A 22,308-nucleotide genomic window follows, 5' to 3' on the forward strand; every position below is an offset into this window, starting at 1 on the left:
ATGCGGTAGCTGTGATGTTAGCTGACGTTCATGGGGTTGCAGGCCCCTGAGGTGTAGGTCGACTACTTGACGGTCAGCGTGAGTTCGTCGTTTCGGAGCGAACGACGGCACCCGCAGCACTGCCGCCCCTAGGTTCCGCAAAGTCTCTTCAAGGCTGATCTCCGACACTCGAACCTAACGCCTGAAAGTTCGCGTGTTGCGCAACTGGTCATTGGCCGAGCAGGGTCTCAAGCGACCGCTTTGTTGCTCAGACCGGTCACTCTATTGATGCGAGCCGGGCAAGGTAGCAGGAGCAACTGATCACACCAAGGATGAATTGGTTCTCCCGACCCGCTGCGGTCGGTGTTGATGTAGGCAACGATCCCAGAAAACCGTCCGAGAAACCGGGGGAATCCCACCCCGGATACTTGGCGGCACGGCTTATCGGAACCATTGCGAAGAGCATCCGCAGTTGGCCCGCGGGTCCGAAACACGTAGCCAAGGTCTTCTCAAAGAATTAGATCGGCCAGAACCATAGAACGTCCAAAAGCATTCTCTGGTGTGGTGACCTCATGGCTGCACCGAGCAGTGCGAAGCTGCCACATGAGCCGCTCGGTGCGATGCCTCGTAGTGTGCAAGCGGCTCATTACCATTTAACGCAACGAGCAAATTTTCAGCAGCCTGCAACTCGATGGCTCGGCGAACCTTCTTCACCGCCGAACCAATGTGGGGTGTGAAAACCGTGGAGGGGTGTTGCAAGAGTTCCGGATGAATCTGGCGTGGACGGTCTGCCAGCAGCCAGTCTTCCATCTCGTACACATCGGCGGCGTAGGCACCCAGGCGCTCGTCCTTGAGCGCCCGTGCCACGGCAGCCTCGTCCACAACCGAGCCTCGCCCAATGTTGACCAGGATCTGCCCCCGCCGAACACCTTCAAGCATGGTGTCATTGACGAGGTGACGCGTTACGTCCAGCAGCGGAACGGCCAGAATGACATAGTCGGATTGCGACAGGGCCTCACCCAGGCTCACCATGGTCAGGCGTTCGTCATCACCATGCGGGTCCACGCCCAGCAGTTGAGCGCACCCAAATCCGCAGAGGCGGTCAACGATGGCCCGTCCCACGGCGCCCAGGCCAACGACCGACACGACCGAGCCGTGCAGACCTATTCCATACAGCTGAGGACGCCAGCCGGCGTAGCCCCTGCGAACACGGGTGTCACCAGCGAGCACGTGACGCGCAGCGGCAATGGCCAGACCGATGGCCAGCTCTGCCGTGGGCTCTGTCAGAAGGTCTGGCACAAAGCTCACGCTGACCCCCGCTTGTGCACAGGCCATCAGGTCAAAATTGTCATACCCTTTCAATGCGCAAGCGATGGTCTTGAGCCGTGGAGCGTTCAACAAAGTTCGCCTGTTTACCCGGTCAGGCATGAACGCCATCATGGCGTCGGCGTCCTTCAGGTGGAGGTAAAGCTCTTCCTCGCTCCAGGGCTCAGGCCCTTGATTCATCACTACATCACCGGCGGATCGAAGACGCGCCAGAACTGCTTCATGGATGGGCTGCGTCACCACAATTTTCGGCATCATTACCTTCCTCTCTCTTTCTATTTCAGATGTTTGCGAAGCGCCGACCCAATGCCGTCGACCACGAGCACGCATATGAGGATGGACAGCAAAATGGCGGAGACCTCGTCGTACTTGATCAGGCGCAGAGCTGCCATGAGTTCGAAGCCAATGCCGCCCGCACCCACGACGCCCATCACTGCCGATGCGCGAAAGTGATATTCCCATCGGTAGATGGTGATGTCCGCCAACTGGGGCAAAACCTGCGGTAACACAGCATGGGTGATGACCTGAAACCGGCTTGCGCCCGCGGCCTTAGCGGCCTCCAGAGGTTTCGGGTCCACGTGCTCTATGGCTTCGGCGTAGAACTTGGCCACCATGCCCGTGGAATGCAGGGCCAACGCCAGCACACCAGGCAATGCCCCAAAGCCCACGGCCGCGACGAACAGAATGCCCAGGATGATTTCAGGCACAGACCGAAATGCAGCCAAGATGGTTCTGACGATTCGCCCAACCACCGCATTCGGCGCGGTGTTGGGCGCCGCCACCAGGGCCAGCGGCAACGACGCCAGAACGGTCAGCGCCGTGCCTGCGATCGACATGGCTAAGGTGTCACGCAATGGAATGACCCAGTGCTCCCAGCGCTCGAAATTCGGCGGCACCATCTCTGAGGCCAACTGCTGAATCGCTGGGCCGCCTTCGATGAAACGCTGCGCGTCAAAGAAGCCGGTGACATACAAAGCCACCACACAGACGAACAGAACGACACAGGCGGCGCCCAGCCGTTTGAGTCGCTGCTGTCCGTCGATGGCAACTATGGATTCCAGAGCAACAGACGTCACTGCATGCGCCCCAGATCAAGCTTCAGAATTTGTGCGGTGTCACGCAGAACGTCGTAGGCCTTGTCATCGGTCGCGGCAAAGGCCTGCACACGGAATGACTTGAGAATCTCGGCGTCCTTCATCTCAAGAAAGGCTGCACGGATGGCTGCTTTCAACTCGGGCGTGAGGTTGCCCTGCATCGCGATGGGGTAGTTTGGAATGGGAGCTGACAGTTCGAGTTGCACGATCTTGTTGGCATCCACGGTGCCCTTGGCGATGAGGTTGTCCAGAATGGGTTTTGCCAACGCGCCAGCCGGAATTTGCCCTGCCTGAACGGCTCGGGCCACGGCGTCATGCGTGCCCAGGTAAACGGGGCGGTAGTCGGTCTCACCGTCAAGCTTGTAGTTCTTGAGCAGGTGCGCGCGCGGTGCGAGGTGGCTGGACGTTGAAGCCTGGTCGCCAAAGCCAAACGGCTTTCCTCGAACGTCAGCCAGCGTCTTCACCGGGCCGCCCGCCGTGGCAATGAGAACCGACTGGTAGGTCGGAGAGCCGCGCTCCACGCCAACGGCAAAAGGCTCAATGTTGGGCGCCTTGGACTTGGCCAGTACGTAAGAGAACGGTCCAAAGTAGGCCACCTCGATGCGGCCAAAGCGCATGGCTTCAATCATCGACGAGTAGTCCGTAGTCACCGTAATCTCTATTTCCTTCTTCAGGGTCTGTTCCAGGTACCGCTTCAGAGGCTGTGCGTTCTGAATGATGGTGGCGGCGTTTTCGTCCGGCAACAGTGCAACGCGAAGCTTGGAAGGATTTTTGCCCTCGGCATGGGCGCCAAGTGGCAACAGGGCGGCCAAAGTGACGGCAGCGATAAATTGGAAACGGCGACGATTCAGCACGGTAAAAACTCCTTGGATTGAGAGGGGGAATCAAATTGACTGCCCATGTTGGCAGGTGAGGAAGAACGGGACGGTTCGACAGGTGACGACTTCGCGTACAGGGCAGACTGGGCTTCTTCCGTCAACTGCGCTGCTGTCCCGTCGAACACCACCTGGCCCTGGCGAAGGCCCACAATGCGGTCGGCGAACATGCGCGCGAGGTTGACTTGATGCAGACTCACGATGGCCGTGAGTCGGTCTTTCTTGCAGATGTCGTGAAGCAGGGTCAACACACTCTGCGCGGTCGCCGGGTCGAGGCTGGCCACCGGCTCATCGGCCAGCAGCAGGCGGGGCTTTTGCACCAAGGCACGCGCAATGCCAATGCGTTGTTGTTGCCCACCAGACAAGGTGTCTGCCCGTGCTAGGGCTTTCTCAAGCAGGCCTACGCGGTCAATGGCCGCCAGCGCCTCCAGCTTGTCAGCCTTGCTCCAAGGCCACAACGACGCCAGAGATCCGCGGGTGGCGAGCTTGCCCATCAACACATTGGCCAGCACGCTTTGCCGCCCGATCAGGTGGTGCTGCTGGAACACCATGCCGCAGTGGCGCCGATGCTCAAGAAGGTTGCGTTTTGAGACGGTGCCGCCCGGCAGATCGGCCACCGACACCTCTCCGTCTGTGGGGCTAACCAAGCCATTGATGCTGCGCAGCAGCGTTGACTTTCCCGCGCCCGACGCGCCCAGCAGCACAAGGAACCCGCCATGCTGTACCTCCAGCGAGGTGGGCGCAAGCGCTGTGTGACCATCGGCATAGGTCACCGTGATACCCCGCAAGCTCAGATGGCTCTCGCGAATTGCAGTTTTCATAGCTCGGTTTCATTTGTTGTGGTGCGCTAGACGCACACCAGGACTCAAGTGGTCAGAGGTATCTCTCGGGAAAGAGGAGGTTCTGGAAGAAACAGCTTCAGTGGAAGCACAGCTCAAGTCTGGGTGACCAAGGTGTCATGAATATGAAACTTTCATCCCTAAAAATGAGGGCACCCATAGATCACATCAATGTCTGGACTCAGCCTCCTCGCAGCCTTGAAGGCCTTTGACGCAACGGCCCGAGCCGGCAGCATGACCGCTGCCGCGAGAGTGCTCGCTATTCAACAACCGACTGTTTCTTCACACATACAGCGCCTGGAGGTCGACTTCGGCGTGGAGCTTTTTCATCGGCGCGGGCGGCGGCTTGAACTCACGTCCTTTGGACGCACTCTGTTGAACTACACCCGGCGTACCTTCAGTGGCGAGGAAGATGCGCACGCACTGCTCGCTGCTGCGAAAAATCAATACGTAGGGCGACTGGTCATCCATGCCATCGGGCCGCACAACGTGCTGCCCGTGTTGAAGCTGTTCATGAAACAGTTCCCCCAGGTCAACGTGGCTGTTGGCGTAGGCGACTCGCGAACCATCACCGAAAAGATTCTTGACTACCAGGGAGACGTGGGCATGGTGCTCAATCACGTCGCTCACCCAGATCTATTTGGCGCGGCTTACCGTACCCAGCGATTGGTGATATTCGGCAACACCCAACACCCACTCGCGCAACGGGCCACTCTCAAACTGCGTGATCTGCAGGGTCAGAGGTTCGTCATCCGAGAGGAAGGATCGACGACCAGACGCGTGTTTGAACAAGAACTAAAGGAGCGAGGCGTCGAGGTGCAGGTGGCTCTGGAGATGGGCAGCCGCGAGTCCGTTCGAGAGGCGGTGGCGGAGGGGCTGGGCCTAGGCGTCGTGGCGGAAACAGCCTACAGGCCAGATCCTCGCCTTGTTAAGTTAACTATTTCAGACACCAGCATGGCGACACAGGTGCACTTCATCTGTAGAAAGGAGCGGCATCAAGCTCCTCTGATCTCGACCTTCCTGGGTTTGGCGCATAGCGTAAGTCAGAAAATTGCCTAGGTATGGAACTTGGATTCCATGCAGCCGTGGGGCATGGGACCGAGGGGCAACTGTTCGCCTGTAGGCCGACTTAAGTTAAGGGTTGTAGGACGCCCGTAATCGCGCGGCGATCCCATCTTGACTGCGGGGCGCGGTCGTGTATCTGAATATGCGCTGTCAGGCTGACTGCCAGCGGTATGGCAGCAGCTCGCCGATCTGGGTGGCGGGCTGCATGGGCAGGCGTGCCATGACATCGCGCAGGTAGGCGTAGGGTCGTGCCCGTTCATGGGGAGACGTGTGCTAGACCATGACTGCAGCTCCCTCGATACCGGTCATCGATGCTGCCGCGCTGCTGGGTGAGCCAATGACAGCTTTGTGCCAGGCACCGTGAACTCAGGTCACGGCCGCGACCGACAGCAACCGCTGCTCAGGAGCCACTCGATTGCTGGCAAGCTGCTACCAAGCGCTGCAAGGGATCCTACAACCAGCCCTCCTGCTCCGCTTTGAACCCATCACGCTGCATCGCTAGGCATAGTTGATGCAACGCTTGCGGCAGATCCGGGGACTCCAACAGCCGGGAGATCAAGACTTTGTCGTGAGCGTTCAAAGCCCACGGTTGTCGTGCCGCACGCAGTTCATCAAGCCCCATTCGAAACGGCTCCCACGGCAAGCCTAGGCGCTCCCAGACCCGGCCCATACCCCAAACCATGTCCACGCCCGCGGGATCGGCGTCTCCACTGACCCGCAAGGGTGCAGGTGCGAATTGAGCGAGGTGCTCAATGGCCGCAAGCCATGCGGTAGAAGGCCTCCCGGGCATCCATGCCAGCAGGACACCGTCGGCCAGCTGCTGCGCCTGTCGTTCGAAGCTGGTGCGGTTCTCGATGAGCCACCAATGCGCTGGAGCAGCGGTGACTGCCTTCACTCGCAGAACGTCATCCAATGGCAGCGCCAGAAAACTCACTGCATTCAGGTCGACGGTGCGTTCGTCCCAATGCAAAACACCCTGCCCCGCTACCCACATCATTGGAGTGAAGTGGCTCACCCCGTACCTCTCCAGTTCGAAGTGCTCTTCCAGCCATTTCCAGTCACCAGCGCCAATGGACTTGGTGTGTTCGCCGGCATGTAACGCGAAGTCGCGGCGCGTTCCCTGTCGCTCGTCTAGGCACCAGCTATATAAAGCCCTGATCCAACGATCACGCGCTTCCAGCACCTCGACTCGCTGCGCGGCGTCCTGTTCCAAACTGGATAGTGCGTGGTTCAAGTCGTCGAGCAACCCTCTGTGTTGTGAAGGCAGGTCAGTCGCTTCAAGTCCACTAAGCCACTGCCGCAAATCCTCCAACAACAATGCCCGACTTTCATTTCGCTGGGTTTTACTACCCACACCAAGCAGTTTCTTCAAGGTGTGAAGGTCCCGCCAGGTCAACGCTTCCCAGCGCCAGTGACCGCCTATGAGCTTTTCATTCCGGTTGATCCACCCCTCGCGCAACAGCCAATCGCACAGGGCTTCGGAAAGCTCGATGCGATGCTGACCACCCTCCTTCAGGAGCGAATCGCGTCCACGGGATGCGTTGTCCTTGCGCACCCAGAGGGTGAGTAGCTCGCGTTGCTCAAACGGCAGCAGACCCAATTCGGAGGGTGTTGTGTTAGGGGCCGAGCGCTCACGCACACCTCGTCGTATTTGAACATCCACCCACTCCATTCGTGATCCCTCACGGTTGCGCAACGCGTCGCTTCAGCACCCCAATCGGAGGTGCCCAGCGTGCCCCTGCTGGCTTTTTGGAGGTCACCAGAGTCACATCTGCTGGCTCGAACACCTCTACGTTGTGGGTGATCGGTGTGGTCAAGACGTATTGCGCGCGGGTGGACTTCAGGAAGTGGCCCACCAGCTGAATGTTCCTCACGTCGAGGTGAGCGAACGGTTCGTCGATGAACACGAAGCCGCCCGGCGTTTCCTCATCCTTGAGCAGGCCGACCAACAGGATGAGCGACTTGATGACCTGCTGTCCGCCCGAGGCCTCTCCGTCGTTCAGACCGATCTGGCCCTTGCCGTCGAAGTTGAAGTTGACTTTGAGTTCGGCTTGGCGGAGTACGGTGTCGTCATTGTCTAGGTGCGGAAGATCGGCGCTGACCTCAACGCCAGCCAACTGTCCCAGTTCAACGATGTTTTTTCTGTAGCGACGCACTGTGGACCGCAACACGTCTATGTAACGCTCGCGAGCGTTGCTCACTGCAACGCTGGCGCTGTTGTTGCTTGCTTCACGCTGCGCCAGTACCTGCTTCTGCCCTTCGACGGTGGCGGCCATCAAGGTGTGCTTTTCCTCGACGGTGGGATCTGTTTCCCAAGTGCCTTCTGTCAAATCCTTCTCCACGGCTTCGCCGCGCAACCGCGCCTGAGTGGCGTTTTGGTAGGTCTTGCGCAGCGCCTCAAGCGCTTCCTTTCGAAGCCATCGGGCAGGAAAATTTTTCTTTGCTGTAGCGGATTCACTGGAGCGCTGACGCAGTGCAGAGCGTTTTTCTTCCCACTCGCCCACGTACCGCCGTGCGTTCCGTTCACTTTCCTCCAGCGCGTTCTGGACCCGCTTGTAATCGGTTTCCAGAGCTGATTCCCGCTTATTCGCTGCTCCGTGCTCAGTATCCAGCGTCTGCCAGCGTTGTGCGGCAGACTTACGCGCCTGTATCAGGTGTGGCAGTTGCTGACGCGCCTGTTCAAACTCATCGCTGCGACGGACCAACTCAGAAGCGGCACTGACGCCCCTGGCTGCATCTTCGGCTGCCTTTAGCTGACGCGTATTGGTCGCCTGGTCTTTGGCCACTTGTCCCAGTTGCTTGTCGAGGTCCTCCAAACGCTTCTCGATGGACTCGCGTCGTGCCGCCACGGCTGCAGCGCCGAATTGGTGCTGGCTCGGGTCAACCCACACACTGCGCCCGCCCCGGCTATCGCGCCAAAATGCTTTGGGCGTGATCCATTCACCACCCCTTTTCGTCCCCTCGGCTGGATTGGCCACACGCCGAATCTGTTCGAGCTGACGCAACAGCCATGTCGGCACGGTGTCTGCAAATCGCAGCACCGCCAGCAGGCTCGACGGGTCTGGAGATTTCGGCGCCTCCGCAGCCTGGGCCACCACATAGTGCCGGTATCGATCACGCTCAGCCAGCTCCATGGCTTTGACTTCGTCACCCGCATCTTTCAGCACCACGACCCAGCGCGAGCCGCGCAGAACCCCTTCAGCCGCATCACGCCACTGCGGGTCGGTAATTTCGATCACATCAGCCAGCACATGGTGGGCGATGCCCGCCTGTCGAAGCATGCGCAGAAAGCGTGACACATCCTCAGGTGGTGGCGCTTGCCGCTGGCCTTGCAGCTGGTCGAGCGAGGCCTGTGCCCGATCGCGGTCAGACTTCAGCTCGTGCCAGCGGCCGTCGAGTCGTGATTTCTCCGCCTGCAACGTTTGAAGCCGAGCCGTCAGCTGCTCGGCATCCCCCTCAACCTTGGCCAGCTCCAGCAATTCGTTGGCATGTTTGACCAACAGTTCAACGGGGCGCTCGTTGGCGCTGGCCTCCTGCAGGGCTGCTTGTGCGCCTGCTCTGGCTTCGCCCAGCTGCAGCGCTTGTGCCTTGGCCTCTTCCTTTTGCCTTGACAACTCCAACAGCCGCGCCCGATCTGTTGCTTGTTGTCGCAGTGTGGCGGCATGGTGGACACGCTGCCGGTGAAGCTCGCGAAGCCTAATGGCCACATCCACCTGCGCCAGCAAAGGAGCCAAGTCATCATCGTCACCCGTGGCTTGCGTCAGGGGAGCGAGCAACCCATGAACCTGTCGCGCCAAGATCGAGAGGCTGTAGTCTTGCGAAGTGGCATCCCACACCAGCAGCCCCACATCGCGGAAGCGCTTGAGGACGTTGTCCAGTGCCTGCGGCAGCAGCAGATGGAACAGCTGGTTGAGGTCCTCACGGGTAATCCGGCCATGCGGCACGCTGACCAACTCCATGAAGCACCACACCCGCAGTTGCACCACCGCAGGTGGGCCGCTGAACAGCCCCCGCAAAGCATCCAGGACGGCCGCCCGTTGACTGACTGCCCAGGCTAATGGCGAGTCTGCGGCTGAAGCAGGATCGCGGAAGTAAGCCTCAAAACTGGCCCCTTCATGCTCTTGTTCGTTTTGTAGATCCATCTGCGCATTTTGCCGAATGTCCACTCACGCTTTACCGACTGGCGATGGGGTAACTCCAAACCCCAGATGAACTCCACCCTACAGCCACAGGATGCAGTTTTTTCATAGACGTTTGGAACTGCGTGGATCAATAATGCTCCCGGGTCGGCCTGAACAGTCGGCCCTCCTCCCTGAAAAGTCGTGTGACAGCGACTTTGATTTGCCCGGCCCTCGCGCCGGGCGTTCTTTTTGGGGTTGCCTCATGGGCCCAGTGGTCTGCAAAGCACGATTCCGCTGGAAATCAGCCCAAATCCAGCAGCAGAACAGGCTCCGCTCAGTCCTACATTGACCTCACAGCACCCAGCGAGATGAAGTGACCTTCACCTCCAGCGGATGCGGGAACTGTGAGGTGTCTGGTGGACTTCATCCTTTCGAGTAATCGGCGCTTTCCCTTGCGCCCCGGAACAACGCGAGCAGCGGGCACCGACCGGAAGTTCGGCTCGGCAGTGGCGTCTGCTGCGGTGCTTTCGCTGAGCCTTCTTGCCCCCACGGCCGCGCACGCGGTGGACGGTTGCCTGGTGTTGCTGTGCTTCGCGGCACCGAGCTGGAAGTCGATCCCCCAATGCGTGCCGCCGATTCGGCAAGTGCTCCGGGATCTGGCCCGAGGCAAGGCGTTTCCCACGTGCGGGATGTCCGGCAGTGGCAACTCCGCCTGGCACGCGTGGGCCCGTGCACCGGGCAATTGCCCACCCCAGTACACCCGGGAGCACGAGACCGAAAGCGGTCCGATTTACACCTGCGACTACACCGGTGCAATCACGGTCAGTATTGACGGCAAGCCGTTCACACGCACCTGGTGGGACATGGGTGGCGACACGGTGACGGACTTCAGCCCCGTGGCCAAGTCCCAACTTGGATCTTGGGACACCAAGTACGACGACGACCGGGCTGCCTGGCAGCGCTCACGTCCCTGAGGGCTGCGCTATGGACGCCTCCACGTTTGCGGCGCTGGCCCTGGCCTGTGCACCACAAGTCCATCTGACGACAGCGCATGCGCTCGTCTCGGTGGAAAGTGCCTTCAACCCTTGGGCCATCGGCGTCGTGGGTGGTGCGTTGCGCCGCCAGCCGAGCAACCGGGATGAAGCGCTGGCCACAGCCCACCAGCTGTTGCGCGACGGGCGCAACTTCAGCGTTGGTCTGGGGCAGATCAATGTGGGCAACTTCCGGCGTCTGGGGTTGAACAGCAGCAGTGCCTTCGATCCCTGCCAGAACCTGTCGGCCATGCAGTCCGTGTTGACGGAATGTTTCGACCGATCAGGCCCGACCCGCAGTCGCGCTGACACCGAGCAGTTCGACCTGCGCAAAGCCCTCTCCTGCTACTACAGCGGCAACTTCTCGACCGGCTTCCGTCATGGCTACGTGCAGAAGGTCGTCGCTGCCGCGCGCGCTCTGCCTCGCCCTCGTTTCAACCCGTCATCCAAGGAGCCATCATGAATCGCCCGAAACTGTCTCAAGGCCAGGTCCGCGCCCTCAGCCTGTTGATGTTGCTGCCTCCCCAGGTCTGGGCGCAAGGCTTCGACAAGGTGAACACAACCGTCACCAACGTCAACGCCATCCTGGTGACGATCTCTGTGGCCGTGGTGACGATTGCGATCATTTGGGCCGGCTTCAAGATGATCTTCCAGGGCGCCCGGCTGGCGGACGTAGCCAACATCCTGATCGGTGGAACCTTGGTCGGTGGCGCAGCTGCTTTTGCCAGCTACATCGTCAGCTGACCTCAGCAGGCTACCACCATGCAAGCTGAAACCATCTACAAGGGCGCAACCCGCCCGGCCATGAAGCTGGGCATTCCACTGGTGCCGCTGGTGATTCTCTTCGGCAGCGGGATGCTGCTGATGATGTGGGGCGGCATTCTGGTGAGCTGGTGGATAGCGCTTGGAGTGTTGATGTCTTTCGTCCCCACCCTCTTCTGGATGCGATGGGTGACATCCCGGGATGACCAGCGGTTTCGGCAAATCTTCATTGCACTCAAGCTGCGTCTGCACGACCGCAACCGACGGTTCTGGCGCGCACGCAGCTACTCACCCACCCTGTTCCGGGGAGCGTCCGATGTCTGGCATCTTTGACCGACTGGGCAAGGGCTCACGCCGCGCGAAGCGACGCCCTGTGATGGGTGGTCCTCAGCCTCGTCACTGGTCGCAAGCTCTGGCAGAGAACCCCTTGACCAGATTCGTGCCCTTCTCGTCACTGGTGAGCGACCACGATGTGATCACCCGTGGTGGCGATTTCCTGCGGGTGTGGAGGCTCGACGGCGTGGCATTCGAGTGCGCCGACGACTACCTGGTTACGGAACGGCACGAAGCGCTTTGTAGCCTGCTGCGCAATCTCTCGGGTGGCCAGTGGGCCATCTGGACACACCGGCTTCACCGCAAGATTCAGGATGCGCTGACCGACCCAGCTGAAGACGGGTTTGCCAAAGACCTGTCCCGGGCCTACCAGGCGCACATGAACCAGCGGGCGATGATGAGCAACGAGCTGTACCTGACCTTGGTCTATAGGCCCACCACGTCCCGCATCAGCCGAGCGTTGCAGTCGCCGCAGCGGTCCAAGACCGCCATCGCGGAAGCACATGCCGAAGCACTGCGAGTCATGGAAGAGCGCACCGCTTTCGTGCACCGGGTACTGCGGGGGTTTGGCCCGCAACTGCTCGGCGTACGTGAAAAGCGGGGGCGTCTCTATTCGGAAGTCGCCGAGTTTCTAGGCTACTTGGTCAACGGGTACTGGAAACCCGTTCCGTTCACGACTGGGCCGCTGCACCGCACCCTGCCCTCAACCCGCCTTTCGTTTGGAGGCGACAAGCTGGAGTTGCGAAATGGTGATCAGCGCCGCTGCGCGGCCCTGGTGGACATCAAGGAATACGCCGACGCCGTCGAACCCGGCATCCTAAATGCTCTGCTGTACGAAGACAGCGAGTTCATCGAGACCCAGAGCTTTTCGATCCTGCCGCGCCGCGAGGCCAGCCGCGCCCTAGAACTGCAGCGCGACCAGCTGATTGCCAGCGACGACGTGGTGGCTAGCCAGATCGCGGACATGGACGAAGCGCTCAACGAGCTGGGCGATGGTCAGTTCTGCATGGGTGAGTACCACTACAGCCTGGTGGTATTCGGGAACCCGGGTGAAGACAGTCTGGCCGATGCCGGCCGCCGTGCGGCCCAGGCCATCGGCGCCGTGGGCGAGTCGTCAAGCCTACAGATGTCGCCCGTAGACCTGGTGGCCGACGCCGCTTGGTTCGCCCAGATGCCCGGCAACTGGCAGTGGCGCCCGCGCGATGCCAAGCTGTCTTCCCGCGCCTTCGCGGCCCTGGCCAGTGGGCACAACTTCGCGCGCGGAAAGCGGGACGGCAACCCTTGGGGCGAAGCGCTGGCCTTGCTGCGGACGCCATCGGGCCAGCCGTTCTACCTGAACTTCCACAGCAGTCCCGACGGTGAAGACTCAGCCGACAAGAAGCTGCCCGGCAACACCATCATCATCGGATCCACTGGGGTCGGTAAAACCACGCTGGAGATGTTCTTGCTGACGCTGACGCGAAAGTGGGACCCGGCACCTAGGCTGGTGCTGTTCGATCTGGATCGGGGTTGTGAGATTGCCATCCGGGCCATGAACGGTCGGTACTTCACGCTTGAAGCGGGCAAGCCCACACACCTGAACCCATTGCAACGCGACCCCACGCCGGCCCGCATCCAGTTTTGGGAACAGTTGATCCGCATCTGTATCGCCACCCCCGCCCTGCCATTGTTGCCAGCAGACGAGCGCGCCATCGCCGACGCAGTGAAGACGGTGGCGATGATGCCGACCGCCTTGCGCCGCTTCTCGACCATTCGCCAGAACCTGCCCAAATCTGGTGAGAACAGCCTGTACGAGCGCCTGGGCCGTTGGTGCGAGGGCGGCGCCTTGGGCTGGGTATTTGATCAAGCCAACGACCAGCTCACGGACCTGCAGTCCGCCTCGGTCATCGCCTTCGACACCACCGAGTTTCTCGACCTACCCGAGGTCCGCACGCCGGTCATGCTGTACCTGCTTCAGGTGATGGAAGAGCTGGTCAACGGGGAGCGACTGATCTACGTGATCTCGGAGTTCTGGAAAGCGCTGGACCACGAAATCTTCAGCGACTTCGCCAAACAGAAGCAGAAGACGATTCGCAAGCAGAACGGTCTGGGCGTCTTCGACACCCAGAGCCCGTCCGACGTGCTGCGCCACCCCATCGGCCGCACCATGGTGGAACAGAGCGTGACCAAAATCTTCCTGGCCAACCCGGAAGCCGTGCGCGAGGAATACGTCGAAGGCTTCGGGCTCAGTGAAGCCGAGTTCGGCATCGTGCGAAGCCTGGGCGCGCAGGGCGGCAGGCGCTTCCTGGTCAAGCAAGGGCATAGCAGTGCGATCTGCGAGCTGGACCTCAGCAACTTGCAGGACTTTGTGACAGTGCTGTCGGCCACCACCGACAACGTCGCCCTGCTGGACACCGTTCGTGAACAACACGGTAACGATCCGTTGCAGTGGCTTCCCGCGCTGCTGCGCGAGGTTCAGGATCGCAAATCCCGCAACTCCAGGAGAGCGACATGAACCGATCTCACCCCTTGCTCGTCATGTTGGCGTGTACCGCATTCAGCGCGAACACCAGTGCCCAATTCGTCAAAGGCAACGAAGCGGTTCGCGCCTCAACCACCGGTGAGCGTCTGGTCGAGCTGGCTCCTCTCCCCAGCTCTGGCCCCATCCGCAAGACCAAGCCATGCCTAGCTCAAGCGGGATGCCACGCAGGCCCCTGGCACATGGTGGAGACCCGCGCCGGATTGATGGAGTGCACCGAGGTCTACGCGCGCGAGGGTACCTGCAGGCCGTCCAGCTACGGCACCACCAAACTCTCGCGCATCTGGGTGGTGAAGGCTGGCGGCCAGTGGTTGCAGTGCCAGTTTCCCGATCTGGGCAGCAAGTGCGTCAAGGTCTTCGCGCCGCCCCCGACCAACCTGCCCTACCCGGCCTTTCAATAGGGGAGCGATGTCATGTTCGCCTGGGTCGGTTCCAACTTCGATGCGATTCTGAGCACCTATGTGCTCGGCGTGGTGTCCTCGCTCATGTCGGCGATCACGCCGATCGCACTGTCAGCCATGACGGTGTGGGTCGCCCTTTATGGCTGGGCCGTGCTGCGCAACGAAGTGCAGGAGACCGTGCCCACCTTCGTCTGGAAGGTGTTCAAGATCGCGCTCGTACTGGCCTTCGCACTGCAGTCCGGCTTCTACATCAGCAACGTGGCCGACATCGCCAACGCCCTGGCCATGGGCGTGGCAAGCACCTTTCTGCCTTCGGGCGTCGACCCCAGCACCATCAGCTCGCCCTACGCCCTGCTCGACAAGTTCAACGATGACGCCAGCGCGCAGGTGGCCGACATCATGAAAGAAGCCAGCGTGCTCCGGCTGGATCTGCTGCTGGCCGGCGGCATCTTCTCCATCGGCACCGTCTTCTTTCTCTGCATTGCGCTCTTCGTCGTCACGCTGGCCAAGCTGTTCCTGACCTTCGTGATCGCCATCGGGCCACTGTTCATCCTGTGCCTGGCATGGCGACCCACGGCACGTTTCTTCGACAGTTGGCTGTCCATGGTGTTGAACGCGGTGGTGCTGACGTGGTTCGCCTTCTTTGCACTGGGCCTGAGCGCGTACATGGGCGCCGCCATGTTCAAGGCCATCAACGACGGTGGTGGCTTCCTCGGCAGCACCTTCAATGTGCTGGGTGAAGCCACCCGCTACTGCGTGCTCATGATCCTCATGGCCATCCTCTGCTTCCAAGCGCCCAGCCTCGCCTCGGCCCTGACCGGTGGCGCCGCCATTCAACAAGGCGTCCAGATGATCCAGAACGCCATGATGGTTTCGGGCCTGCGCTCTGCCTCCTCAGCCCGATCAGCCGCCATCGGTACAGGTGCCGGTGGCGTGATCCGTTCAGGCGCTGGTGCGGCGGCCACGGCGGGCGCCGCCGCAGCGGCCACGGGTCGTTACGCCGGAAACATGGCCCGCAGGGGCTACGGAGCCGCACGGTCTGCGGCATACCGACTTGCCGCTCTGCGCGGCCGGTCTTGATCTCCAACTTGCCAAGGAGCACACCATGAAGCCGTTTCGTCTCAAGGTCGCCGCCGCCGTGTTGATTACGTTGGGTGCCAGCCACGCGCGCGCCACCGGCATCCCTGTGATCGATGTCGCCAACCTGTTCCAGGCGGTGCAGCAGGTGATCAATGACATCACCCAGATCAACAACCAGATCCAGCAGATCCGACAGCTGCAGACCCAGATCGAGAGCATCAATGGCATGCGCAACCTGGGCGATGTGTTCAACAACCCGCTGCTCAAGAACTACATTCCGGCCGAGGCTTACACCTACCTTAACGCCATCAACACCTCGGGGTACAGCGGCCTCAATGCCACGGCCAAGGTGCTGCGCGATGTCGGGATGCTCTACAACTGCATGGACCGCAGCGGTGAAGCGCGCACCGAATGCCAGGCCACCCTGGCACAGCCGTACCAGCAAAAAGGCTTGCTGCAGGACGCCATGAAGTCGGCTGCCCAGCGACTGGAGCAGATCCAGTCCCTGATGACACAGATCAACGCCACCACCGACCAGAAATCGGTGCAGGAGATTCAGGCCCGCATCGGCGCTGAGAACGCCCTGCTGGCGCACGAGTCCTCGCAAATCCAGATGCTGCAAGGCATGGCCGACAGCGAGGAGCGCATTGCCCGGTCCCGTGAGCGCGAACGCCAGTACGAGATGCTGGGCCGGACCGGAAAGGTCTCCGACTTCCTGCCGTAACCACCACCTCACCGGAGTCCCCCATGAGTGCCATCCTGTTGTCGGGTGAGGCCGCCGCATGGCCGAAACAACCCAAATCGCGCCCTACTGCACCTGAAGCCCCGTCGCTGCAGACCAACCGGGACTGGGAAATCGACCGAACCCTGATGCTGGAGCGCTCCGAGCGCCGGGCCTGGGCGGCCGCTGCCGCAGGTCTCGCGATTGGCCTGATCGGCATCGCCGCCGTTTTCGTCCAGGGGCCGCTGCGCAAGGTGGTGGAAATCCCCATCGTGGTGGACCGGGTCACCGGCGAAACGACCATCCAGCAGCGACTGAGCGAAGAAACCATTCCCGCCATGGAAGCGCTGGACAAGCACAACCTGGCCACCTTCGTGCGTTCGCGCGAGGCCTACAGCTGGATGTTCCTGCAGCGGGACTTTGACCAGGTGGCCCGCATGGCGGTGCCCGCCGTGTTCTCAGAATACAACCGGCAGTTCGAAGGCGACGGCGCACTGCAGAAGAAGGTGGGCGCCACCGAAGAGTGGCGCATCAACATCGTCGGCGTTCGGCTGCGCGCATCGGGGCGCAGCGGCAACCAGAGCGACGCCACCGTCACCTACGACAAGGTGGTGCGCATGACCGACCGCAACCTGCCCGATGTGAGCACCCGGCACGTGGCCAGCGTGGTCTACCAGTACCAACCCAAGGTGCTGGCCAAAGAGTCAGATCGCCTGGAGAACCCGTTTGGCTTCGTGGTCACGGCCTACCGCTCCGATCCTGAGATCAACACCCCGACCTCTGGAGCGAAGCCATGAACGTGCTTGTTCTGCCCTTGGCGCTGGTTTCGTTGTCCATGCCTCTCATGCCGGCTTCTGCGGCTCAGCCCGGCGATAAGTCCGATCCGCGCCTGCGCGAGGTGGTCTACGACGCCAACGCGGTGGTCACGGTGCCCGTCAAGCGCGGCATGGTGACACTGGTCGAATTCGACAAGGGCGAAGTCATCGCCGAGGTGGCCGTGGGCCAGGGCGGTGATTGCAGCAAACCCGATGCTGCCTGGTGCGTAGCCGCCCAACCGGGCGGACGCCACCTGTACGTCAAGGCAAAAAGCGCCGCCGATGCGCCCAACAACCTGGCGGTCGTCACCGACCGACGCTCGCACGCCCTGCGTTTTGTGGTGTTGCCGGACGGCGACCGCCAGACGCCGGTCTATCGCCTGGCCATCCGATCCCCCAAACCCGCAGTAGCCACGCCCAGTCTGGCGCAGAGGGAGCTGGCAGCGCTGGCGAGTCTGCCGCCGATTCCGCCCCCACCCACGGCCCAGCAGATCTTGGCGGAGCGTCTGGCGGCCAAACCCACTGTGGTCAACACCCAGTACGCATTGGCAGAAGGCGCCGGCTCGGCGGACATCGTCCCCACCCTGATCTACGACGACGGGCGGTTCACCTACCTGAAGTTTCCTGGCAACCGCGAGGTACCCGCCGTCTTCCATGTGCTCGGTGACGGCAGCGAAACCTTGGTTAACGCCCGCATGGAAGACGACACCCTGGTGGTTGACCGTGTCAGCCGCCGCCTGATGCTGCGGGCGGGGTTGGCCGTGGTGGGCATCTGGAACGAAGCCTTTGATCTGGAGGGATCGCCGGCCACAGGCTCCACCACGGTGCCGGGTGTGAAGCGGGTCCTGAAGTCCGATTCTTCTGCATCGTCCTCAAGCACGGGAGTAAAGCCATGACCGAACGATCTCAAGGTTCGTCGTCGCCAAACGATGATCCATCGTCGCAGGACAGCGGCAACACCATCAGCCCCCTGCCGGGCGAAGCGGGCATTCCCAACGTGGCCCGCCGACAGCCACTCAACCTGTCCTGGAAGAACATTTCGGTCATTGGCCTGGTGGTGACCATGGTCGCGGGCATGAGCGGCCTGTACCTGTACCGCTTCATCGACCACAACAGCGATACGGACAAAGACAAGTCGCTGCTGAGGGACCGCCCCTCGGCCGCGGGCGTCGGCACGCGACAGCTGGACATGACCCAGCCCGTCACTCCCCGCGTGCCTGCGTTGATTCCAACGCCCGCAGAAGCGGCCGACCCCATCGGGCTGCGAAACGCTGGCACGGCCACACCGTCTGGGCCCAAAGCGCCCTCACCAGACGACGCACCGGTGCTGGTGGTGTCATCCCGGCCCGTTGCGACCGCTGGCGCAAACGGGGACGCTACACCGTTGTCCAGCGATCCGGCTGCATCCACCGCCAAGCAACTGCAAGACTACCAGCGCCGGCTGCAAGGACTTCTAGACAACCTGACCCAAGGCAACGCCTTGCCGGCAGGTCTCGGTGCTTCAGCCACCGAGCCGACGTCCTCACCTGATATTGGGTCGAACCTGCGCTCTGGAGCGGCCGGTTTGTTCGGCGGCGAGTTGCAGGGTTCTTCCACACCCCGGGTCAAGGCCACCACGCTGGGTGACAGAAGCCTCACCCTGCCCAAGGGAACCGCTTTCACCTGTGCGCTTAAAACCAGAGTCATCAGCGCCACCTCGGGCCTGGTCGGCTGCCAGGTGCAGCGGGATGTGTACAGCGACAACGGTCGGGTGCTGCTGATCGAGCGCGGATCGCACCTGGACGGCGAGTACCGCATTGCCTCGGTGCGGCCCGGCACGGTTCGCATACCGGTGCTGTGGACCCGCATCCGCACTCCGCACGGCGTCACAGTGGACGTCGAGTCGCCGGGCACAGGGCAACTGGGCGAGTCGGGCATCGACGGCCATGTGGACAACCGGTGGGGGGACCGCATCGGCGCCGCCATGCTGCTCTCCCTGATCGACGACTCGGTCAAGCTGGTGATCCAGAACCAGATGCAGGACCGTGAAGCGGACACCATCGTCTTGCCCTCCACCGCCGAGAACACCAGCAAGCTGTCGGAGAAGGTGCTGGACAGCACCATCAACATCCCGCCCCTTATCTACCAGAACCAAGGCGGCGTTGTGGGCATCTACGTGGCCCGCGACGTGGACTTCTCGTCGGTCTACGCCCTGCAGCCGGTCGAGCGATGAACGCCCTGCCCTTCACCGATGACGCCCAACCGGACGGCTGGTGCGGCGACGCCACCTCGGTGGTCGAGTTCCTGCGCCCGCTGCGCGAGCAGCTGGATGCACCGGGCGTACTGGAAGTCTGCGTGAACCGCCCCGGCGTGCTCCAGGTGGAGACCGTGCAGGGCTGGCAACAGGTGGACGCGCCCAACATGACGCAAGAGCGCTGCCTGTCGCTGGCCACGGCCGTGGCCACCTACTGCGACCAGCAGATCAACCAGGAACGGCCGCTGCTGTCGGCCACACTGCCCAGTGGGGAGCGGATCCAGTTCGTCATTCCACCGGCCGTGACGCGCGGCACCGTGTCGATTACGGTGCGCAAGCCATCGGAGCTGATCAAGCGCTTGGGCGACTTCGAACGCGAGGGTCTGTTCAACCGAATCGATGAACGCGCTGAAATGGGCGCCGATGACGACGGCCTTCAGCCCTTTGAAAAGCAGCTGCTTGCGTTGAAAGCGGTCGGTCGTTATGCGGAGTTTCTGCGCCTCGCGGTGCAGAAGCACCAGACCATCGTGGTCAGCGGCAAGACCGGTTCAGGCAAGACCACCTTCATGAAAGGCCTGGTCGAGGAAGTCCCGCACCACGAGCGCCTGATCACCATCCAGGACACGGCCGAACTTACTCTGCCCAACCACCCGAACGTGGTGCACCTGTACTACAGCAAGGACGCCCAGGGCACGGCACGCGTCACGGCCAAGTCCCTGCTGGAAGCCTGCCTGCGCATGAAGCCCGACCGCATCTTCCTGGCCGAGTTGCGCGGTGAGGAGTGCTTCTCCTTCATCCGCCTGGCCGCTTCCGGCCACCCCGGCAGCATCACCAGCGTGCACGCGGGCAGTTGCACCCTGGCGCTGGAGCAGATGTCGCTCATGATCCGCGAGAGCGGTGCCGGTGGCGGTCTGCGTCTGGACGAAATCAAAGGCCTTCTGCGCATCGTGATCGATGTCATCGTGCAGTTCGGTCGTGACGAACGGGGCCGCTTCATTTCCGAGATCGCCTACGAACCGCACCGCAAGCGTTTTGCCATCGACGACAACAGCCTGGGGGGCGCACCAGATGCGCAAGCCAGTCTGTTTGACGGGGCTCCGACATGAGCACCGTTCTGACGCTGCCCATGGCATCGTGGCCAACCGCGCGCAAAGTGGCGGCCGTCTTGTTCACAGTGATCGCCTTCGCTGCATTGGTCATGGCCGCGCTTTACCTGTCGGCCGTGCTCTTCCTGGTCTTCAGCAAGGCAAACCCCAGGCTTGCAGGCTGGAACAGCATCCTTGACTACTGGCAGCTCTATGCCGATGTGCCGGTGCTTCGGCGGCGGTTGGTCACAGCCATTGGCATGGCCAACATTGCCACACTTATCGTTTTCCCAGGCGCCCTGTACGCCGCCAGCCGCCCGCGCCGGGCATTGCATGGCGATGCCCGCTTCGCCTCAACCGCTGAAGTCAAGCGCGCCGGACTGTTGCTGAACGAGCAGAACACCACCACCCCGAGCGTTCTGATCGGCCGCTTCCGTGGTCAGTTCCTGGCCCTGCCCGGCCAGCTGTCCGTCATGCTGTCCGCCCCCACCCGCAGTGGAAAAGGCGTGGGGGTGGTGATCCCGAACCTGCTGAACTGGCCGGACTCCGTGGTCGTGCTCGACATCAAGGGCGAGAACCATGCCATCACGGCAGGCTACCGCGCCGCCCACGGCCAGGCGGTCTTCGCCTTTTCCCCATTCGACGAAGAAGCCCGCAGTCACCGCTGGAATCCGCTCACCGCCGTGCGCACCAGCCCTCTGCACCGCGTAGGTGACCTGCTGGGCATCGGTCAGGTGTTCTTCCCTAACGATGGCAGCGGCACTTCGTCCGAAGCCTTTTTCAATGACCAGGCCCGCAATCTCTTCCTGGGCTTGGGTTTGCTGCTGCTCGAAACACCGGAGCTGCCGCGCACTGTCGGCGAAATGCTCCGCCAGTCGTCCGGACAAGGGCAGCCGCTGAAGGACCACTTGAACCACCTGATCACACAGCGTGTCGAGTCAGGCAAGCCCCTTTCAGACGAATGCATCGACGCCTTGCAGCGCCTGCTGGGCAATTCAGAGAACACCCTCGCCAGTGTCGTAGCCACCTTCCACGCGCCCTTGACGATATTCGCCGATACCGTGGTTGACGCGGCCACCAGCGCCGACGACTTTCGGCTTGAAGACTTGCGGCGCCAACGCATGTCGGTCTACGTGCGTATTCCGCCGCACCGTCTGGCCAATGCACGGCCGCTGCTCACCCTGTTCTTCTCCCAGCTCGTCAGTCTCAACACGCAGCACCTGCCGGAGCAGGACAAATCACTCAAGTACCAGTGCCTGCTGGTCAACGACGAGTTCACCGCCATGGGCCGTGTGGGGGTCATCACCCACTCTGCCGCCTTCCTGGCCGGCTACAACCTGCGCCTTCTCACGGTGGTGCAGGCCATGTCGCAGCTGGACGCGGTCTACGGGGACAAGGAAGCCCGCACCTTCGCCACCAACCACGGCCTGCAGATCCTCTTCGCCCCGCGCGAACAGCGCGACGCCGATGAATACAGCGCCATGTTGGGCCACTTCACGGAACGGGTCACCAGCCGGGGGCGCAGTCGCTCTTTCAGCGGGCACGGCCACAGCTCGGTCAGCCGCAACGAGAGCGAGCAACGCAGATCCCTGCTCCTGCCTCAGGAGTTCAAGGAGCTGGGCTCCGAACGGCTGGTGGTGATCTGCGAGAACTGCAAACCGATCCTGGGCGAAAAGATCCGCTACCACCGAGACAAGGTGCTCAGGGATCGCCTCTTGCCTGCCCCGGTGGTACCCCGGATGAACACCGACCTTCACCTCGCGAAGGTGCAGCAGCGTTGGCGCTACGCCGACGACGAGCTTGGACCGTGCGATGGCCTGGACGTTGAGCAACTGGCCTACGACATAGACCAGCTACCGGCTCTGCAAGAAGGACCGGCCGAGGACGTCGCTGAGTCCGTCCTGGACTTCCTCGTGGGTCCGAAGCCTGGCGAAGGCGCACCCGGCGGCGCGATCGAACCCCTGCCTGACGAGGACGGGGTGCTGATCACCAAGCCAAACGAGATCGAACGCGCCGACATCACCTGAAAC

Annotated in this window: 20 protein-coding genes and 1 pseudogene; 14 read left to right on the plus strand and 7 right to left on the minus strand. The window is 61.9% G+C overall.

Annotated features, from left to right (window positions below; translation table 11 throughout):
- Window positions 1-549 precede the first annotated feature (549 nt).
- The 4 genes from J2X09_RS19630 to phnC are packed head-to-tail and all read right to left on the minus strand — an operon-like array spanning window position 550 to window position 4,095.
- Entirely contained in the window at window positions 550-1,563 is a 1,014-nt protein-coding gene (locus J2X09_RS19630; protein ID WP_204734956.1) for a phosphonate dehydrogenase, read from the minus strand.
- Window positions 1,564-1,580: 17 nt separating this feature from the next.
- Window positions 1,581-2,381 carry a phosphonate ABC transporter, permease protein PhnE gene (phnE, locus tag J2X09_RS19635; protein ID WP_204734957.1) on the minus strand — a complete coding sequence of 267 codons (801 nt, stop codon included), beginning with the start codon at window positions 2,379-2,381 and terminating at the stop codon, window positions 1,581-1,583.
- Window positions 2,378-3,253, minus strand: coding sequence for a phosphate/phosphite/phosphonate ABC transporter substrate-binding protein (gene phnD, locus J2X09_RS19640; RefSeq protein WP_204734958.1), 876 nt, complete (start codon window positions 3,251-3,253; stop codon window positions 2,378-2,380). Before phnD ends, phnE begins: the two co-directional genes overlap by 4 nt.
- Window positions 3,247-4,095, minus strand: a complete 849-nt coding sequence (gene phnC / locus J2X09_RS19645; protein WP_008903163.1) for a phosphonate ABC transporter ATP-binding protein — start codon at window positions 4,093-4,095, stop codon at window positions 3,247-3,249. Before phnC ends, phnD begins: the two co-directional genes overlap by 7 nt.
- A 189-nt stretch (window positions 4,096-4,284) precedes the next feature.
- On the opposite strand from phnC, the gene J2X09_RS19650 reads away from it, so the two are divergent.
- Window positions 4,285-5,172 (plus strand): LysR substrate-binding domain-containing protein, encoded by an 888-nt coding sequence (locus J2X09_RS19650; protein WP_204734959.1) that lies wholly within the window; start codon window positions 4,285-4,287, stop codon window positions 5,170-5,172.
- Between the two features lie 156 nt (window positions 5,173-5,328).
- Here the strand turns inward: J2X09_RS19650 and J2X09_RS19655 are convergent.
- The 3 genes and pseudogenes from J2X09_RS19655 to J2X09_RS19665 all read right to left on the minus strand — a co-directional run.
- Window positions 5,329-5,438 (minus strand): annotated as a pseudogene (locus J2X09_RS19655) (transposase domain-containing protein); the annotation flags it as partial.
- 191 nt (window positions 5,439-5,629) lie between these two features.
- Window positions 5,630-6,778, minus strand: coding sequence for a DUF2399 domain-containing protein (locus tag J2X09_RS19660; RefSeq protein WP_310309085.1), 1,149 nt, complete (start codon window positions 6,776-6,778; stop codon window positions 5,630-5,632).
- A gap of 82 nt (window positions 6,779-6,860) precedes the next feature.
- A complete protein-coding gene (locus J2X09_RS19665) occupies window positions 6,861-9,320 on the minus strand; it encodes an AAA family ATPase (RefSeq protein WP_310309087.1) in 2,460 nt (819 codons plus the stop codon).
- Between the two features lie 395 nt (window positions 9,321-9,715).
- On the opposite strand from J2X09_RS19665, the gene J2X09_RS19670 reads away from it, so the two are divergent.
- The 13 genes from J2X09_RS19670 to J2X09_RS19730 are packed head-to-tail and all read left to right on the plus strand — an operon-like array spanning window position 9,716 to window position 22,305.
- Complete coding sequence (locus J2X09_RS19670; protein ID WP_310309089.1) at window positions 9,716-10,273, plus strand: hypothetical protein; 558 nt, start codon at window positions 9,716-9,718, stop codon at window positions 10,271-10,273.
- A gap of 10 nt (window positions 10,274-10,283) precedes the next feature.
- Window positions 10,284-10,793 (plus strand): lytic transglycosylase domain-containing protein, encoded by a 510-nt coding sequence (locus tag J2X09_RS19675; RefSeq protein ID WP_204734962.1) that lies wholly within the window; start codon window positions 10,284-10,286, stop codon window positions 10,791-10,793.
- Window positions 10,790-11,074, plus strand: a complete 285-nt coding sequence (locus J2X09_RS19680; protein WP_310309091.1) for a TrbC/VirB2 family protein — start codon at window positions 10,790-10,792, stop codon at window positions 11,072-11,074. The genes J2X09_RS19675 and J2X09_RS19680 overlap by 4 nt, the downstream gene beginning before the upstream one ends.
- An 18-nt stretch (window positions 11,075-11,092) precedes the next feature.
- Window positions 11,093-11,425: a VirB3 family type IV secretion system protein gene (locus tag J2X09_RS19685; protein ID WP_044399099.1), complete on the plus strand. Its 333-nt coding sequence runs from the start codon at window positions 11,093-11,095 to the stop codon at window positions 11,423-11,425.
- 43 nt (window positions 11,426-11,468) lie between these two features.
- A complete protein-coding gene (locus J2X09_RS19690) occupies window positions 11,469-13,919 on the plus strand; it encodes a VirB4 family type IV secretion/conjugal transfer ATPase (protein ID WP_310309112.1) in 2,451 nt (816 codons plus the stop codon).
- Window positions 13,916-14,344: a hypothetical protein gene (locus J2X09_RS19695; RefSeq protein ID WP_204734963.1), complete on the plus strand. Its 429-nt coding sequence runs from the start codon at window positions 13,916-13,918 to the stop codon at window positions 14,342-14,344. Before J2X09_RS19690 ends, J2X09_RS19695 begins: the two co-directional genes overlap by 4 nt.
- Before the next feature lie 12 nt (window positions 14,345-14,356).
- Window positions 14,357-15,424 (plus strand): TrbL/VirB6 family protein, encoded by a 1,068-nt coding sequence (locus J2X09_RS19700; protein ID WP_204734964.1) that lies wholly within the window; start codon window positions 14,357-14,359, stop codon window positions 15,422-15,424.
- A gap of 25 nt (window positions 15,425-15,449) precedes the next feature.
- Entirely contained in the window at window positions 15,450-16,148 is a 699-nt protein-coding gene (locus J2X09_RS19705; protein ID WP_204734965.1) for a TrbJ/VirB5 family protein, read from the plus strand.
- Between the two features lie 23 nt (window positions 16,149-16,171).
- On the plus strand, window positions 16,172-16,942 hold the full coding sequence (locus tag J2X09_RS19710; RefSeq protein WP_204734966.1) for a VirB8 family type IV secretion system protein: 771 nt from the start codon (window positions 16,172-16,174) through the stop codon (window positions 16,940-16,942).
- Window positions 16,939-17,856, plus strand: coding sequence for a TrbG/VirB9 family P-type conjugative transfer protein (locus J2X09_RS19715; protein ID WP_204734967.1), 918 nt, complete (start codon window positions 16,939-16,941; stop codon window positions 17,854-17,856). Before J2X09_RS19710 ends, J2X09_RS19715 begins: the two co-directional genes overlap by 4 nt.
- Window positions 17,853-19,172, plus strand: a complete 1,320-nt coding sequence (gene virB10 / locus J2X09_RS19720) for a type IV secretion system protein VirB10 (RefSeq protein ID WP_204734968.1) — start codon at window positions 17,853-17,855, stop codon at window positions 19,170-19,172. Before J2X09_RS19715 ends, virB10 begins: the two co-directional genes overlap by 4 nt.
- Complete coding sequence (virB11, locus tag J2X09_RS19725) at window positions 19,169-20,299, plus strand: P-type DNA transfer ATPase VirB11 (RefSeq protein ID WP_204734969.1); 1,131 nt, start codon at window positions 19,169-19,171, stop codon at window positions 20,297-20,299. The genes virB10 and virB11 overlap by 4 nt, the downstream gene beginning before the upstream one ends.
- The gene (locus J2X09_RS19730) at window positions 20,296-22,305 is read left to right on the plus strand and encodes a type IV secretory system conjugative DNA transfer family protein (RefSeq protein WP_204734970.1); all 2,010 of its coding nucleotides are present in this window, start codon (window positions 20,296-20,298) and stop codon (window positions 22,303-22,305) included. Before virB11 ends, J2X09_RS19730 begins: the two co-directional genes overlap by 4 nt.
- Window positions 22,306-22,308 lie beyond the last annotated feature (3 nt).

Source organism: Hydrogenophaga laconesensis (genome assembly GCF_031457235.1).
Taxonomy (GTDB): Bacteria; Pseudomonadota; Gammaproteobacteria; order Burkholderiales; family Burkholderiaceae_C; genus Hydrogenophaga; species Hydrogenophaga laconesensis.